Origin of the sequence: Heliomicrobium modesticaldum Ice1 (genome assembly GCF_000019165.1) — a bacterium.
Lineage (GTDB): Bacteria > Bacillota > Desulfitobacteriia > Heliobacteriales > Heliobacteriaceae > Heliomicrobium > Heliomicrobium modesticaldum.
Map to the genome: position 1 here is coordinate 570,794 of NC_010337.2, position 15,417 is coordinate 586,210.

A 15,417-nucleotide genomic window follows, 5' to 3' on the forward strand; every position below is an offset into this window, starting at 1 on the left:
TCACCCCTCTACTTTGTTTTTGCAGTTTTTTTCATTTTCTTGTCTATCCATTTGCTTCTTCGTGACAGCCGATAACCCGGCATGAACGGCGGCTCCAGCGATGGCAGCCCCGACGGCGGCGGCGCCGAAGGCGTCCACGTTGACCCCGATTTTCAGACCGGGCACTTCTGACAGGTGAGCATACATGGACGTTCCGCCCGTATTGTCCCAGAATCCAAACTCTGAACAACCGATGCATGGGTGGCCGGATTTGATGGGATAACTCAGGCCACCGTTCCACTCAAGGTTAGAACAGGAGTTGTAGGTGTTGGGGCCTTTGCAGCCCAGCTTGTAAAGACACCAGCCCTCTTTGGCGCCCTGGTCATCGAAGTTTTCCACAAACATCCCGGCATCGAAGTAGGCCCGGCGGTTGCACTTGTCGTGAATACGATGACCGTAGAAGGCCTTGGGTCGGCCTTGGCTGTCCAGTTCCGGCAACCGTTCAAAGGTAAGCACATGGGTAATGACGCCAGCCATGACTTCGGCGATGGCCGGACAGCCTGGAACATTGATGATCGGCTTGTCCTTGATGATGTCCTGGACCGGCACGGCCCCGGTAGGGTTGGGGTTCGCCGCCTGCACACAGCCGTTGACGGCACAGGAACCCCAGGCGATGATCGCTTTGGCGTGCTTCGCTTCTTCCTTGAGCATGTCGACAGCCGTTCGACCGGCGATGCAGCAATAAATCCCGCCATCTTTGACAGGGATCGCCCCTTCGACGGCCAGTATGTAATTGCCTCTGTTGTCTTCAATCGCCTTGGCGACAGCCTCTTCGGCCTGGTGGCCGGCGGCGACCATGAGGGTCTCATGATAATCGAGAGAGATCATCGTCATGATGATGTCCGACGCCTTGGGGTGTTGTGTCCGGATGAAGGACTCGGTGCAACAGGTGCATTCTTGAAAATTGCGCCAAATGACCGGCATGCGCCTTTTCGTTTCGAGGGCCTCGGCAATGGCGCCTGCCGCCCCCGGTTCCAGCCCGAGAGATGCCGCCATCACGGTGCAGAACTTGATAAAATCCCGGCGGCTGACACCTCGGTTCCGGAGGTACTGATAAAATGAATCCTGTGATGCCATCAATCGCCACCTCCAATATTCTGTTTTTTCTGATAAAACAGTGAACAAGGTTCCCCTTTTTGCCTTGTCCACTCGGCACGAAGGAAACTTCGTCGACGCCTGGTTGCAGTTTCCTATACTTATCTTACATGCCAATGGAATGATCCGACAAGTGCTTTTTTCGCTTCTCAGTCAACTTATCCTTCCCCCTCGTTCCCACTGCAAAGAGCACATCCATCTCCGGCTGGGACAAACAAAATAGCCCGGATCCGTGTCCGAGCCATCGTTTTTTCAGGTGCTTTGTTTCAGTTATGTCCTACTCCCTTTTTTCCTCAAGCTTCTGACAGACCACGCCCCGTCCCTGACCGACAAACAGAGGACTGCCGATCCGCTGGCGCAACCATTCGACAGCCCTGGCAGCCGCCACCGGCACGGGAAGGCCTAGGGCAAGACAGGCGGCCAGTGCAGAGGCCAAGGAACAGCCGGTGCCATGCAGATCAGCCCTCGGCACCCGTTGTCCCCACAACCAGCGCCGTTCCTCCCGGCTGATCAGCAGGTCGGCGATCCGATCGCCCTCCCACTCGGGGAGATGACCGCCCTTCAGGAGGACCCACTGTGGGCCGAATTGAAGGAGCCTCTCCGCCGCGCCGATCATGTCGCCGCTGTCTCGAATGGCCATGCCGGTCAATGCCTCCGCCTCCGGCACATTGGGGGTCAGCACGGTGGTCACAGGCAACAGGTCCTCCCGAAAGGCCGCCAATCCGCCGCCGTCCACCAGGCTCACCCCGGCGCCGGAACTGAGAACAGGGTCGACGACAAGGATGGGAAGGGTCGGGGCAGGAGTCGTCGATGAAGCAGGCGGTAGTACCTGCGCCGCTGTATCTCTGTATTCCTGCAGATAGGCGCCCCACAATCGACCGAGACCGCTGATCACTGCCGGCTGTTGCAGCATGCCGGTCTTCACCACCGGCGGGCGCAGGTCCCAGAGGACATCGCTGATCTGTTCCAGCACCCATGCGGCCGGCAGGGGAAACAGCCCCAGCACACCGGCGCTTGTCTGGCGCGTCAATGCCGTGACGGCTGCGCCGCCGTAGACGCCGAACTGGGCCAGAACCTTAAGGTCTGCCTGGATGCCGGCGCCGCCGCTCGGATCAGATCCGGCGATCGTGACTACTTTGGGCAATTTCATGGGCGATCCCGTTCCTCAACCGAAATATTTTGGCTAAAAACGCCCCTGCTGCCGATGCAAGGCCCGCAATGAATACTTTCATGACCCGCCGGGCAGCAGGCTTTGAGCAAAATGCTCTTTTATAAAAAAAGTTGGCCATCGATGCACACTATCGAAAATGATTGTAGCCTTTAGCTGCTAGGGGAACCGCATCGCCGCCCATTTCGTCGGGATAGACGGCCATGACGCCGGCAGTCCCGTCAGTCAGCCGTCCGATTACAGTCACACCTGTTCCCGTCTCCCGGCGCACATGATCGATCAAACCGGGAACCCGTTCTTCCGGCGCCGTGAAGATCAGTTCGTAATCCTCGCCGCCGGAAAGCGCCCAAGCAAACACCTCACGTCCTTCCCTCCGCGCGAGCCGGCGCACCGCCGGACTGATCGGCAGATTCGCCAGATCGATGCGGGCACCGCAGCCTGAGTTCCGGCACAGATGGTGGACTTCGCTGCTAACCCCGTCGCTCACATCCATCATGGCCGTGACCCCGCCATAGTCGACGAGCGCCCTCGCTTCCGCCACACGGGGGATCGGATCCAGGTGCCGCAACAGCAATGCCTGCCGATCGGCTTCACCGATAGGGGCTTCTCTCATCTGCGCGTCCATTTTCTCAGCTTGGCTCATCTTTGTTTCCATAAGCAAAAGGTGCAGTCCCGCTGCCGCATCCCCCACCGTGCCTGTCACGAGGATCAAATCCCCCGGCCTGCCCCCGCTCCGGCCGATGGGCGCTTTTACCGCCAGGCCGAGCAGGGTCACGTTGATCACCCACTTGTCGGAACGGACTGTATCGCCGCCGGCGAGCTCGACACCAAACTGCGCCGCCATCTCCCCCATGCCGGCGTACAACCCTTCCACTTCCTCCACCTTTGCGCTGGCGGGAACGCCAATAGAGAGAAAGGCCCACGCCGGGATGCCGCCCATGGCGGCGATGTCGCTGATGTTGACAGCCAGCGCCTTCCGGCCGAGCAAACGCCGCCGTATTGGCGACCAGAGAAAGTGCACGCCCTCGACCAGCATGTCGGTTGTGACCAGCAGGGGTTTTCCACCCGGCACGTCGATCACAGCGGCGTCATCGCCGATGCCCAAGCGCAATCCCTGCGATGGGATGACCGGCGATAAGCCTCCACGCTCTCCCTGGGAGGCGGCGCCCTGCCATGCCCGGGCCAACCGTCCAATCAGACCGAACTCGCCGATGGATGCCAAGGGCGTCCCTGCTTGTCGCTTAACGTCCACCTTCAGCTCTCCTGCATCCGCATATTCTCGGGTCCATCTTCCGAGCCGCACCGCCAGCACCCCCGACCGCCAGTTTTCCTGTCAGGCAAGGGCGAACCGGGGCAGGCATCGGAATTCCTCCTCTGGACTCTTCTCCAAAGAAAACACACGACGGGCCTACACTGCTAGCAGGGACCCACCGCTCTCCCCAGGTAATCACTGACAATGCGCATGGCGCAGTAGGGGCCGCACATGGAGCAGCCGGTCTTGTCGCGCGTGTGCGGGTGCTTGTCAAAGACCGTCGGATCCATCGCCAGACGGCGCTGTTCACCCCAGTCGAGATCCTTGCGGGCTTTGCCCATCGCTTTGTCCCAGTCCATAGCCCCTTTGATCCCTTTCGCCAGGTCGGCGGCATGGGCGGCGATGCGCGAGGCGATGACGCCCTGGCGGACATCCTGCTCATCGGGCAAGCCCAGGTGCTCCGCCGGGGTCACATAGCAGAGGAAATCGGCGCCGGCCGCCGCCGCGATGGCGCCACCGATGGCCGACGTGATGTGGTCATAGCCGGGGGCCACATCAGTGACGAGAGGACCGAGCACGTAGAAGGGCGCTTCTTCACAGAGCCGCTTCTGCAGCTTGATGTTCATTTCCACCTGATCCATGGGCACGTGACCGGGCCCCTCAACGATCACCTGCACACCGGCGGCACGGCAGCGCTGGACCAATTCGCCGAGGATCATCAGTTCCTGCACCTGGCCTCGGTCGGTGGCGTCAGCGAGGCAACCGGGCCGCAGCGCGTCACCGAGGCTTAGGGTGATGTCATACTCCCGGGCTATCTCCAAGATGCGGTCGAACTGCGCATAAAAGGGGTTCTGGCGCTGGTGGTGGAGCATCCAACCGGTGAGGAAGGAGCCCCCCCGGGAGACGATATCGGCGATGCGCGGATGCTTGCGCAAGCGTTCGACAGCTTCCATCGTCAAGCCGCAGTGGATAGTCATGAAATCGACACCATCCTCGGCCTGCTTCTGAACGGCCCGCAGGATATCCTCCTCGGTCATGTTGATGATGGCGCCCTTCATCTCCTGCGCCTCGACCGTGGCCTGGTAGATGGGCACGGTGCCGAAGGCGATGGGGCACCCGTCGATGAGCGCCCGGCGCACGCCGTCGATGTCGGGACCGGTGCTCAAGTCCATGACGGCGTCTGCGCCGCACTCGATGCTGATATCGAGCTTGCGCTTTTCAAAGTCGATGCCGGACGTTCCCTTCGAGGTGCCGATATTGGCGTTGACCTTCGTCCGCAAGCCCCGTCCCACACCGCAATAGGACTCGCGGGGACGGCGGTTGTTGGCCGGGATGACGATCCGCCCGGCGGCGATCTCTGCCATCAGCGCTTCCGGTTGCCATCCTTCTGATTCGGCCACCTGAACCATCTCGGGCGTAACTTCCCCTCGCAGAGCCCTCTCCATTTGTGTTCCATAATGTCTGCCTCGCTGCATTGCGATTCTCCTCCTCACTTGATTCTGCCCTGCGCGGATAAAGAAATCCCTTCCCGATTTCAGGAAGGGAATAGGCGCGCAAAAACTCGCGTTATCCGCTTTCCTCCGCTGGCATTCCTCCAGATCAGGTGCAAAGGGTCGACGCCGCCGCCGGCGCCCTCTCAGCCCGGGCATCGTCCGGGCTCCCCTAGCGGTAAACCTTATGAAGTTGCGATTGCCTGCTGTTGCTTCTATTCGACAAGAACAGGGATATTCCTTTTTCCATCCAATCAGAGCCGCCAAAGTTAATGCAACATTCGCAAATTGCCTTGAACTGCTCCATCGCTCTTAGTTCATCGTCCGCAGGGGCATGGTATGTTACGATCACGAATTCTTACCGCCTTCCCGGCAAAGGGGCAGGATTTTTGTCCGGCAGAAGCGAATGATTTCCCATCGTTGCTTCTTCTTTCGGGGTCTGTTCCGGGACTTGTGTTACATCGCTTATGGCGCTTGTATGAAGGCCGATATCGTCACAACGCCATTGACAGAAGGGGGCCGCCCGGTTGAGAAAAGTGTCCATCGACTTCGTTGAGCCGGGCATGATCCTTGCGCGCAGCATCTATAGCGCCGACGGGCGAACCTTGCTCGGCGCCGGCATCACCCTGTCTATGCCCTTCATCCGTCGTCTGAAGGAACTGGGGGTTCCGGCAGTGCTGATCAAGGATCAGGTGATCGGCGAGCTTACGGTGCCCGACGTCCTTAGCGAGCAGGTTCGCCTCGCTGCAGTACAGACGATCCGCCGCTCCTTCGCCCGGGTTCAACTGCACCCAGATGGGGGTCTGGAACCGGTGGCCGTCAAGAGGGCCACCTCGGCCATCATCGACGAGGTGCTGCGCAACCGCCATGTCATGTATCATGTGGCCGACATCCGCACCTTTGACGACTACACCTTCGGTCATTCTGTCAACGTCTGTTTGCTGTCCGTGTTAACGGGCATAGCCATGGGATATAACGAACTGGAACTTTACGACCTCGCCTGCGGCGCCATCCTCCATGATATCGGCAAGATGCTGGTCCCCCATGAGGTGCTGAACAAGCCTGGCCGTCTGACCCCAGAGGAGTTTGCGGAGATCCGCCGGCATTGCGAATACGGCTTCGAGATCATCCGTCATCAATCGGAGTTTTCCCTGGCGGCGGCCCATGTGGCCCTCCAGCACCAGGAACGCTTTGACGGGTCAGGATACCCGCGCCAACTGAAAGGTGAGGAGATCCACGAGTACGCCCGCATCGTCGCCATCGCCGACATGTACGACGCCTTGGTTGCCGATCGGGTCTACCGGAAGGGCTACCTCCCCTATCAGGCCCATGAGATCATCCTCGCTGCCAGCTGCCGTGAACTGGACCCGCGCATCTCCCAAATTTTCTTGCAGAACATCGCCATCTACCCTATCGGCAGCACCGTTCAGCTGAACACCGGCGATATCGGCGTCGTCGTCGACGTGAACAAAGCCTTTCAAAGCCGCCCCGTCGTTCGACTGCTCTATGACGCTGACGGGACCCCCTTAAAGCGTCCTTATGAGCTGGACTTAACGAGGCACTTGACTGTTTTTGTTGACAAGGTTCTTTTTGAGGAACATATTCGAGCCCTTACAGCTTCTGAGCATCGAAAGGCAACATAGATTGCTTTTCATAAACACGCCAACAGAACCACTGCGATCCAATATCACGGCAAGAACATCGGTGCTTCTTAATAATATCGGTGCTGCCTCCCTAATAATAATACCAGATGCTTTCATACTTCTGCCGATCCTCTCCACGTTGCTCTATAGCATGTAAAAAATCTAAAATAGCCCCATTGGTAAACAGTGACTTTTACAGGTAAAAAAGCCCTCGGCATGGTGAGCCGGGGGCTTAATAAACGCTATAAAAGGGAGCCTGAACAAGATTTCAGACTTTCGCGCCCCAACCACGCTGACGAAGTTAGCTGACGGATTCGGGTGGAAAGGATCACCCTACCGAATTGCCGTGGTGTCGCGCTATCGGGGAATAGGGCTATCGAGGGGACTCGCCGAGCATCTTCTTCAGGTCCGCTTCCACGTTGTCGATCAGGTTGAGGCCGAAGTTCTGCACCAGCACGTCGACCACGTTGGCCGTCAGGAATTCAGGCGCCCGGCCGCCCAGGAAGATGTTCTTCACGCCGAGGCTGAAGAGGCCGAGGAGGATGGCGCAGGCCTTCTGCTCAAACCAGCTGAGCACGATCGACAGGGGCAGGTCGTTGACGCCGCAGCCGAAGGCGTCGGCCAGAGCGAGGGCGATCTTGACGGCCGAACCGGAGTTATTGCACTGGCCCAGGTCGATGTAGCGGGGGATGCCGTCGATGTCGCCGAAATCGATATCATTGAAGCGGAACTTGCCGCAAGAGGTGGTGATGATGACACAATCCTTCGGTAGGGCCAGCGCAAGTTCGCGGTAGTACTCCTGTTCCTTGATCGGCGCATCGCAGCCGGCGATGACGAAGAAACGGCGGATCCTGCCGCTTTTGACAGCTTCGATGATCTGAGGGGCCAGCGCCAGCACGTTCACATGGTGGTAACCGGTCGTCATCGTCTTGTCCGACGCCCAGTTGGCTTCCGGCAGGGAGAGGGCCTTTTCGATCAGCGCCGAGAAGTCGTCATTGACGATCTTGGGCACGCCTTCCAGACCGGCGCAGCCGTAGGTCCACATGCGGTCGCTGTAGGAGCCGCGAATCGGCATGACGCAGTTGGTCGTCCCCAAGATGGCACCGGGGAAGGACGCAAAGAGCTTGCGCTGATCGTGCCAGGCTTTGCCCACATTCCCCTTCAGATGCGGGTACTTTTTCAGTTCCGGGTAGCCGTGGGCCGGCAACATCTCTGAGTGGGTGTAGACGTTGATGCCTTTGCCTTCCGTCTGCTTGAGCAGCTCCAGCAGGGCATGCAGGTTGTGGCCGGTGACAAGGATGCACTTGCCTTCCACCTTGTCGGAGGAGACGGTGACAGGGACGGGGATGCCGAACTTATCTGTATGGGCGCGGTCGAGCAGGTCCATCACCTTGACGGTGGCCGTACCCACCTTCAGGGCCATGGCCACATGCTCGCCGAGATTGAAGTTGGAGTTGGTCAGCGTCGAGTAGAGGGCCTCCTGAGTGATGGCGTCCACCTCAGGGTCGCTGTAGCCCAGTTCGCGGGCGTGGGTCGCATAGGCGGCGACGCCCTTGAGGCCGAAGAGGATCGTATCCTGAAGGCTGGCGATGTCCTCATTCTTGCCGCAGACGCCGATCTTGGTGCAACCGCCCTTGACGGTTTGCGCGCACTGGTAACAGAACATATGCGATTCCCCTTTCGTTTTTATAACTTAGTAACTTACTTATATAATAACCTGCCTTCTGCGGCGAATCGGTGATGGGAATCACATTTAGGCAAAAATATGTCTGCAGCCATTGCGGCGCTGAAAGCCCGATGATAGAGTAATGGATACAAAAATGCAAAGGGTCGCATTTGCCTTCCGTTTACGCAACGGCGCGAAGCCCTCTGGATAACAGATGCCGAGACGCCTGCGTGACCGCCGAAGCGACCTGGCTGAACGCCCTTTCAGGCAATCTTACTTATATGAAAGAGAGGGATCTCCCCGTGCTCGTCCACGAACTGATCCGGCAGGGCACTCCGGAAAAAACGGCCCTCATCGAAAAACACAGCCGCTACAGCTACGCCGCCCTTCAGGAGACGGTCGACCGCTACCGCCGCTGCCTCTACGCCCGCGGCGTGCGCCCCGGCGAGCGGGTCGGGCTCTTTTGCCGCAACTCGGCCGATTTCATCTTCGCCTACATGGCCATCGCCAGCCTCGGCGCCGTCGTCATCCCCCTCAACATCATGTTCCGCCCGAGGGAAATCGGCTACATCCTCAGTGACGCCGGTTCCCGCCACGTCGTCACCGACCGCCTACTGGAGCTGGCCAGCGCCGAGTTGAACGACAGCGACCTGCCGGCCCAGCACCTCCTGTCCGAACTGCGAGAGACAGCCCCCGCTTACAGCCACCACCCCGCTCCCGATGTTCCCATCACCCCGGAAGACCCTTGTGTCATCCTCTACACCTCCGGGACGACGGGTCGTCCGAAGGGCGCCGTCCTCTCCCACCGCAACCTGATCAGCAACGCCCGTTCCTACACGGAGACGATCGGGGCCGCGGAAGCGGACAACTACCTTTGCGTGCTGCCCCTGTTCCACAGCTTCGCTTGGACCTGCTGCGTCACCACGGCGCTGCTCAACGGCGCAACGATCACGATCATGGAGGCCTTCCAACCCAAGGAAGCGCTGGCGATGATCCAGACACATGGCGTCAATGTCGTCACCGGCGTGCCGGCCATGTACGGGATCTACACCTCTGTCGCCCGGCCCGAGGACCTGGCCGGTGTCCGCCTCTTCGTCTCCGGCGGCGCCTCCTTGCCGGTTGAGACGCTCAACAGTTTCAAAGAAAAAACAGGTCAGCCCATCGTCGAGGGTTACGGCCTCTCCGAGGCATCGCCGGTGGTCACCTTCAACCCCATCGGCCGGACGAAGCCGGGCTCCATCGGCCTACAGATCCCCGCCGTCTCCGTGAAGATCGTCGACGCCGAAGGCCGGGAACTGCCCCCCGGCGAGGTAGGCGAACTGATCTGTCAGGGGCCGAACGTCATGTCCGGCTATCTCGGCCTGCCCCAAGAGACGGCGGCGGCCATCCGTGACGGCTGGCTCCACACGGGCGATCTGGCCTACAAGGATGACGAGGGGTACCTTTTCATCGTCGACCGAAAAAAGGACCTGATCATCGTCGGCGGCCTCAACGTCTATCCCCGGGAGGTTGAAGAAGTCCTCTATTCCCACCCCTCCGTGAAGGAAGCCGCCGTGATCGGCACGCCCGACAAGACGCGCGGCGAGGCCGTCCGCGCCTTTGTCGTTGTCCGGGAAGGCATGGCGTTGAACCGAAAGGAGCTGATGGCCTACCTGCGGACCAACCTGGCCACTTACAAACTGCCCCGGGAGATCGTCGAGTTGGAGGCCTTGCCGAGGAACGCGACGGGGAAGGTGCTGAAGAAGGAATTGAGAACCTATCAGCCTTTGCAGTAAACGGAGCGGCTTGATCTCCTTGATGAGATCAGGCCTGATTCGTATTCGTCACCCTGCACGGCGCCTTCTAGGCCATCCGATTTTCCGACCCCGACCTCTCCAACACCCGCCACAAACAGGCATACAATTCGTTCAGCGCCACCGGTTTGGCCGTCAACTCATCCGCGTAGGCCCGCCAATGACCAGTCTGGTTCACCTGGAAAATGTCGCTCGTCACCAGCACCACCGGCGGGCTGGCCCCCATCAGCTTGGTGATGGCGCTGATCATGTCGGCGGCGTAGCCGTCGGGAAGCTCCGCTTCAGTCAGAATCAGGTCAGGCGGCTGGACAGTCGACGCCGCGATGGCCTCCTCCGTCCCTCGGGCCACCGCAGGCTGGCCGCCCAGAACGGTGATGACGCGGCTTAAGAGCAGCAACGATGTGGCGTCTTCGTCGACGATCAGCACGCGGCGTCCGGTCATGCTCGCTTTCAGCCGTTCCATGTCGATGGGGCCCCGAGCGTCGGCTTCAGCCGGCATTTCCAGGTAACGAACCGGCATTGCGACGGTGACTGTGGTGCCTACACCTTCCCGGGACTCGACGTGGATCTCCCCTTTGAGCGTTTGGACCAACTGCTGCGTGATGGCCATTCCCAAACCGGAGCCGGTGATCTTGGAAACGCCTTTGGCCCGATAGAAGGGGTCGAAGATATGGGCCACCGTCTCGGGGCTCATCCCGATGCCACGATCGGCGATGATCAGCTGCAGCCGATCGCCGTCCCGGCTGATGCGGAAGGTCACCTCACCGCCGGCCTGGGAGTACTTGACGGCGTTGTCGAGCAGGTTGAGCAGGATCTGGCAGAGCTTGCTGAAGTCGCTCTCCACCAAGAGCCGCGGCGGCACTCGGTTGTCGACGTTGTAGTCCACCCGAGCGCGGCGCGCCTTGTAGGCGATGACAGCGCTCACCTGATCGGCCAGCTGGGGGATGGAGAAGACCTTGTTCTCGACAGCCTTTTTCCCTAACTCGATGGAGGAGAGCTCCAGCACCTGGGTCAGCAGGTTGTTCAGGTTTTCGGCCGCTTTGCGGATCATATCGAAGTAGGTGGCGATCTCCTCCCGAAAAGCCTCCCGCTCCGGGAGCGCTTCCCCCTCCGAAAGGCCTTTCCCCTCTTGACGCCCTTTCCCCTCCTGGGCCGGTTGGCTCGTTGTCTCCACGCCCAGCTGGGTCACGCCGAGGATCACGTTCAATGAACCGCGAAGGTCATGAGACAGTTCGGCGATGAAGCGCGTCTTCATATGATTGGCCCGTTCGGCATCCGCTTTGGCCATCGCCAGTTCCTCAGCGAGGTTGTGCTCCTTCTCCAGGGCCGCCTGCAACTGCCGCTGCAATTCGTGCTGTTCGGTGATATCGTAGGCGACGATCAATAGGCCCACAATCTGCTGCTCCTCGTTGTAGAGAGGGACATAATCGACATTGAAGGACTTGTTCCGCCAAGGGATGACGGTCCGGCTGACGGTCTCGTTCTCCCCTTCGATCAGCCGCGTCAGGTGGGGTTTCAGTTCTTCGAAGAAAGGCGGCACCTGCAAGCCGAAGAGGTTGTTATTGACAGCCTTGTAGCTGGGGATGTCGAAGAGCTTTGTCGCCGCCGGGTTCCACTCGAGCACCCGGCCTTCCAGGTCGATGGCGATGACGGCCACGTTGATGCTCGTCAGCACGCTGTTTTTCAAGGCCGATACGGCCAGCAGTTCCAGCGTGCGGACCTCCAGTTCCTCGTTGATCGTCTCCAGTTCCTCGTTAGCCGCCTCAAGCTCTTCGTTGGTCGTCTCCAGTTCCTCGTTGGCCGATTCCAATTCTTCGTTGGTCGTCTCCAACTCCTCGTTGGCCGCCTGCAGTTCCTCGTTGGTCGTCTCTAACTCTTCGTTGGTTGACTGCAACTCTTCGGCCAGCGAGAGGGCGTCGGAGAGCTCTTTTTCCATGCTGTCGATCTCCCGCTCCGTCAAGAGGACGGGGCCTGCCGTCCGGCGGATGACGGGGGTGAAGGTGAGGATCAAGACCGGTTTGCGGTCCTCATCGGCGTCAAGGAAGAAAGAGAGCACATAGTGGCGCGGCATTTCGCGCCACGTGGCGCTGATGTCCCGCGAGGGCGGGACGAGCCCGCTTTGAAAGCACTCCTGCATCTCCGCCTGCATCGTCCCGCCGAGCAGTCGAAAGAGCAGCGGTTCCCGCTCCAGCTCGGCTTTATCCGCCTCGGCGATGTCGTTGGTGAGCAGTTCGTCAGCCCGGCGGTTGATGAGCACGATCTTCATCTGTTCGTTGAGGACGATCACCGGCGCCGCCAGATTTTCCAAGACGCTGTCAGCCACAAAGCGGCGGTTGAGCCGGTTGTCGCTTTCAGAGAGGTGGATCCAACTGTTGCGCGGACGCAAATAAGGAACACGGCGCGTAGGGACAGGACGAGCCCGATAGATCTTCCAGCGCCGGTCGACAAAATCGAAGAGCTCCGGTACGACCGAGGTGGTCTCCGACTTGCCCAGGAAGAGAAATCCCCCGGGGTTTAAGGCGTAGTGGAACATGGTCAGGACTTTTTTCTGCAGTTCCTTATCAAAGTAGATGAGCAGGTTGCGGCAGATGAGCAGATCCACCTTGGCGATCGGCGCCGAGTGCACGATGTCCTGCACGCCAAAAATCACGCAGGAGCGGATGTGCTTTTTCACTTTATAAAAATCGCCGCAGGCGATCATGTACTTTTCGCGGTAGGCCTCCGGCAGGCTCCGCACTTTAGACTCATTGTAGAGGCCGCGCCGCGCCTCCAAGATGGCCGCCTCGTCAAGGTCGGTGGCGTAGATCTTCAGTTCGAGCTTTTTCTGCGACGCCTCCAGCATATCGGCGATCATGAAGGCGACCGAGTAGGGCTCTTCCCCGGTCGAACAGCCGACTGACCAGACACGCAGGGTGTCGCCGTCCTTCGCCCGGGCGATCAGCGGCTCCAGACAGTTGAGGCGCAGCGATTCATAGGCGGCCTCGTCGCGCAAAAACTGGGTCACGTTGATCAGCAGGTCATCGTGCAGTTCGTCCAGTTCTTCCGGGTATTGCTTGAGGTGCTCGATATACTCCTGCACCGATGCATAGTGCAGTTGAGACATGCGCTTGCGCACGCGCCGCTTGAAGGTGGAGCGCCGGTAGTTGATCACATCGATGTTCAGTCGGCGGCGCAGCATGTCGGCGATCTCCATGTGTTCGTCCAGGGTGAGTTCCCGGCGCACTGTATCCGGTTCCTTGAGGATCTGGGAGACGATCTTCGGGATCTCATTGAGGGGCAGCACGAAGTCGATGGCCCCCGTGTTGATGGCGTTCTGAGGCATGGCGTTATAATGGCTGTTCGATGAATCCTGGGCGATGGTGAAGCCGCCATGTTCCTTGATGCTGATGATGCCGTTGCTGCCGTCCGAACCGGTGCCCGAGAGGACGACGCCGATCACCCGCGACCCGAAGGCTTCAGCGGCAGACTCAAAGAGCACGTCGATGGAAGGACGAGCGAACTTCACCTTTTCCGATTCGGCGTCCAAATGAATTCGGTTTCCATGCAGGACCAGGTGGTGGTTAGGCGTGGCCACATAGATCGTCCCGCCGCAGATGACCTCGTCCTGGACGGCCTCTTTCACATCCATGAGAGATGTGCGCTTCAAGATAGCCGTCAAGTGGGAGGGGTAGCGGGGGGACAGGTGTTGAACAACGAAGACGGCGAGGTTTTTGTCCGGGCTCAACCGGTTGAGGACTTCCTGGATAGCCCGCAACCCGCCTGCCGAGGCGCCGATGGCCAGCACCCACAAGGCTTGTTCGTTGTCCCGGTTTCTCTCTTCCATCCGGTGTCGGCCTCCTCATTCCCGGGGGCTGCCATCCGGTGAGGTACCCATATACTGCTAGGTTTACGCCAGCGGCGATGAAGCAACTTTTTTCCTGCCGGCCCTATAAATAGTTATTGCAATTTCAATCGCTCTGATGATCCGATTCTTTTCCCGCGCGAAATTTCCTGCTGTTTCGAAAAAAAAAGCCTCGCCTTTTGGCGACAGCGTTGCAGATTCCACCAATACATTGACGCTGGGCGATCACCGCCTGGCGTCAGCCCACGACCCGGTGTGACGCCACCATATTCCGGTGTCAGGCCACGATGACCAGACCTGACTGGGCCTCGTCCATAAGGTCGATGATTTTAGAGACACGGTTGTCTTCGAGGAGACAGATGACGGGACGAAGAGGCCAGCCGGCATTTTGCTTGACCACCAGGCCTTTTTTTCCGTCACACAACTCGACGAGGCTTCCATTGGGGTAAATGGCCACAGTGCCGCAAAAGTGGCGCACCATGGCAGGGTCGAAGTGGGTGCCTGACTGGGACCAGATATATTCATAAGCCTTGTTCCCCGGCATCGGTTGGCGGTAAGGTCTTCGCGACGTGAGGGCGTCATAAACGTCAGCTACGGCGGAGATGCGACCGAAGAGATGAATGTCCGCGCCTTTGACGCCGCGGGGATAGCCAGTGCCGTCGAATTTCTCCTGGTGCTGAAAGGCCACATGGGCCGCCAACAGGGTGGTGCTTTTGCGCAGCAGGTCATAGCCAAAGCGGGTGTGTTCTTTCATGATGGCATATTCCTCAGCCGTCAGTTTGCCGGGCTTATTCAGGATCTCGACAGGGATCCGGGTTTTGCCGATATCATGCAGGAGCGCGCCCATCCCTAAGAGGGCCAGTTCATTCCGGCTCAGACCGACGCTCATGCCGATGATGATCGAGATAACACAGACGGAAACGCAATGGGTGAAGGTGTATTCGTCATAATCGTGGAGGGCGCTCACATCGAGCAGGACGCCGCGATTGCGGATCAGCTCGTCGACGAGCATCTCGACGCTCTTTTGGGCGCTGGACAGATCCATATTCGCCCGAGGTGACGCCAGCAGCTTCACCAGGTGGCGCGTGTTTTTCATGACCTCCGTGAAAACCGGGTCAGAAAGAGCCGTCTCGTAATTGATCAGGTCGTCAAAGGGGCTTTCGATAAAAACCGACTGGATGTTCAGATCCTTCAAGCGCCGGATGTAACCTCCGGTCAGTTCAACCCCCCTGGCCAACAAGACGTTGCCTCGGCCGTCATAGACTGGTTTGGCCAGCACGTTGCCCGGCTCCACCAGGCTGACGGATATTCGCATCATATCCTTGGTGCCTCCCTGATGCTATCCTTTGCCGCCGGGTGGTGTCGCGGCCAAAGCGCGGCCTGACCCGTTTCCCGTCAACGTGAGTGATGACCACACGAAAACATTATAA

General features: G+C 59.4%; 9 protein-coding genes and 1 riboswitch. Of the genes, 2 read left to right on the forward strand and 7 right to left on the reverse strand.

What is annotated here, in order from left to right; genetic code table 11:
* From HM1_RS02660 to thiC, 4 genes are all read right to left on the reverse strand, one after another.
* The gene (locus HM1_RS02660) at positions 1 to 1,116 is read right to left on the reverse strand and encodes a hydrogenase small subunit (RefSeq protein WP_041313160.1); all 1,116 of its coding nucleotides are present in this window, start codon (positions 1,114 to 1,116) and stop codon (positions 1 to 3) included.
* Between the two features lie 295 nt (positions 1,117 to 1,411).
* A complete protein-coding gene (gene thiD, locus HM1_RS02665) occupies positions 1,412 to 2,284 on the reverse strand; it encodes a bifunctional hydroxymethylpyrimidine kinase/phosphomethylpyrimidine kinase (RefSeq protein ID WP_012281728.1) in 873 nt (290 codons plus the stop codon).
* Between the two features lie 148 nt (positions 2,285 to 2,432).
* On the reverse strand, positions 2,433 to 3,554 hold the full coding sequence (gene thiL / locus HM1_RS02670; protein WP_012281729.1) for a thiamine-phosphate kinase: 1,122 nt from the start codon (positions 3,552 to 3,554) through the stop codon (positions 2,433 to 2,435).
* A gap of 164 nt (positions 3,555 to 3,718) precedes the next feature.
* The gene (gene thiC / locus HM1_RS02675) at positions 3,719 to 5,029 is read right to left on the reverse strand and encodes a phosphomethylpyrimidine synthase ThiC (RefSeq protein WP_012281731.1); all 1,311 of its coding nucleotides are present in this window, start codon (positions 5,027 to 5,029) and stop codon (positions 3,719 to 3,721) included.
* 83 nt (positions 5,030 to 5,112) lie between these two features.
* Positions 5,113 to 5,228, reverse strand: a riboswitch (TPP riboswitch).
* Between the two features lie 352 nt (positions 5,229 to 5,580).
* Between thiC and HM1_RS02680 the strand changes: the two genes are divergently transcribed.
* Entirely contained in the window at positions 5,581 to 6,687 is a 1,107-nt protein-coding gene (locus tag HM1_RS02680; protein WP_236995057.1) for an HD-GYP domain-containing protein, read from the forward strand.
* Positions 6,688 to 7,060: 373 nt separating this feature from the next.
* On the opposite strand, the gene hcp is transcribed toward HM1_RS02680, so the two are convergent.
* On the reverse strand, positions 7,061 to 8,353 hold the full coding sequence (gene hcp / locus HM1_RS02685; protein ID WP_012281734.1) for a hydroxylamine reductase: 1,293 nt from the start codon (positions 8,351 to 8,353) through the stop codon (positions 7,061 to 7,063).
* 230 nt (positions 8,354 to 8,583) lie between these two features.
* Here hcp and HM1_RS02690 point away from each other — a divergent pair, with 230 nt between their 5' ends.
* The gene (locus tag HM1_RS02690) at positions 8,584 to 10,128 is read left to right on the forward strand and encodes a long-chain-fatty-acid--CoA ligase (protein WP_148207062.1); all 1,545 of its coding nucleotides are present in this window, start codon (positions 8,584 to 8,586) and stop codon (positions 10,126 to 10,128) included.
* A 67-nt stretch (positions 10,129 to 10,195) separates the two neighbouring features.
* Here the strand turns inward: HM1_RS02690 and HM1_RS02695 are convergent, their stop codons facing one another.
* Together HM1_RS02695 and HM1_RS02700 are read right to left on the reverse strand one after the other, a co-directional pair.
* The gene (locus HM1_RS02695; RefSeq protein ID WP_012281736.1) at positions 10,196 to 13,969 is read right to left on the reverse strand and encodes a chemotaxis protein CheB; all 3,774 of its coding nucleotides are present in this window, start codon (positions 13,967 to 13,969) and stop codon (positions 10,196 to 10,198) included.
* A 295-nt stretch (positions 13,970 to 14,264) separates the two neighbouring features.
* A complete protein-coding gene (locus tag HM1_RS02700; RefSeq protein WP_012281738.1) occupies positions 14,265 to 15,305 on the reverse strand; it encodes an HD-GYP domain-containing protein in 1,041 nt (346 codons plus the stop codon).
* Between the last annotated feature and the right edge of the window lie 112 nt (positions 15,306 to 15,417).

Excerpts from the sequence above, each read along its gene's own strand:
- HM1_RS02660 (WP_041313160.1), bottom strand. The coding sequence starts at position 1,116 with ATGGCATCACAGGATTCATTTTATCAGTACCTCCGGAACCGAGGTGTC.
- thiD (WP_012281728.1), bottom strand. The coding sequence starts at position 2,284 with ATGAAATTGCCCAAAGTAGTCACGATCGCCGGATCTGATCCGAGCGGC.
- thiC (WP_012281731.1), bottom strand. The coding sequence starts at position 5,029 with ATGCAGCGAGGCAGACATTATGGAACACAAATGGAGAGGGCTCTGCGA.
- hcp (WP_012281734.1), bottom strand. The coding sequence starts at position 8,353 with ATGTTCTGTTACCAGTGCGCGCAAACCGTCAAGGGCGGTTGCACCAAG.
- HM1_RS02695 (WP_012281736.1), bottom strand. The coding sequence starts at position 13,969 with ATGGAAGAGAGAAACCGGGACAACGAACAAGCCTTGTGGGTGCTGGCC.
- HM1_RS02700 (WP_012281738.1), bottom strand. The coding sequence starts at position 15,305 with ATGATGCGAATATCCGTCAGCCTGGTGGAGCCGGGCAACGTGCTGGCC.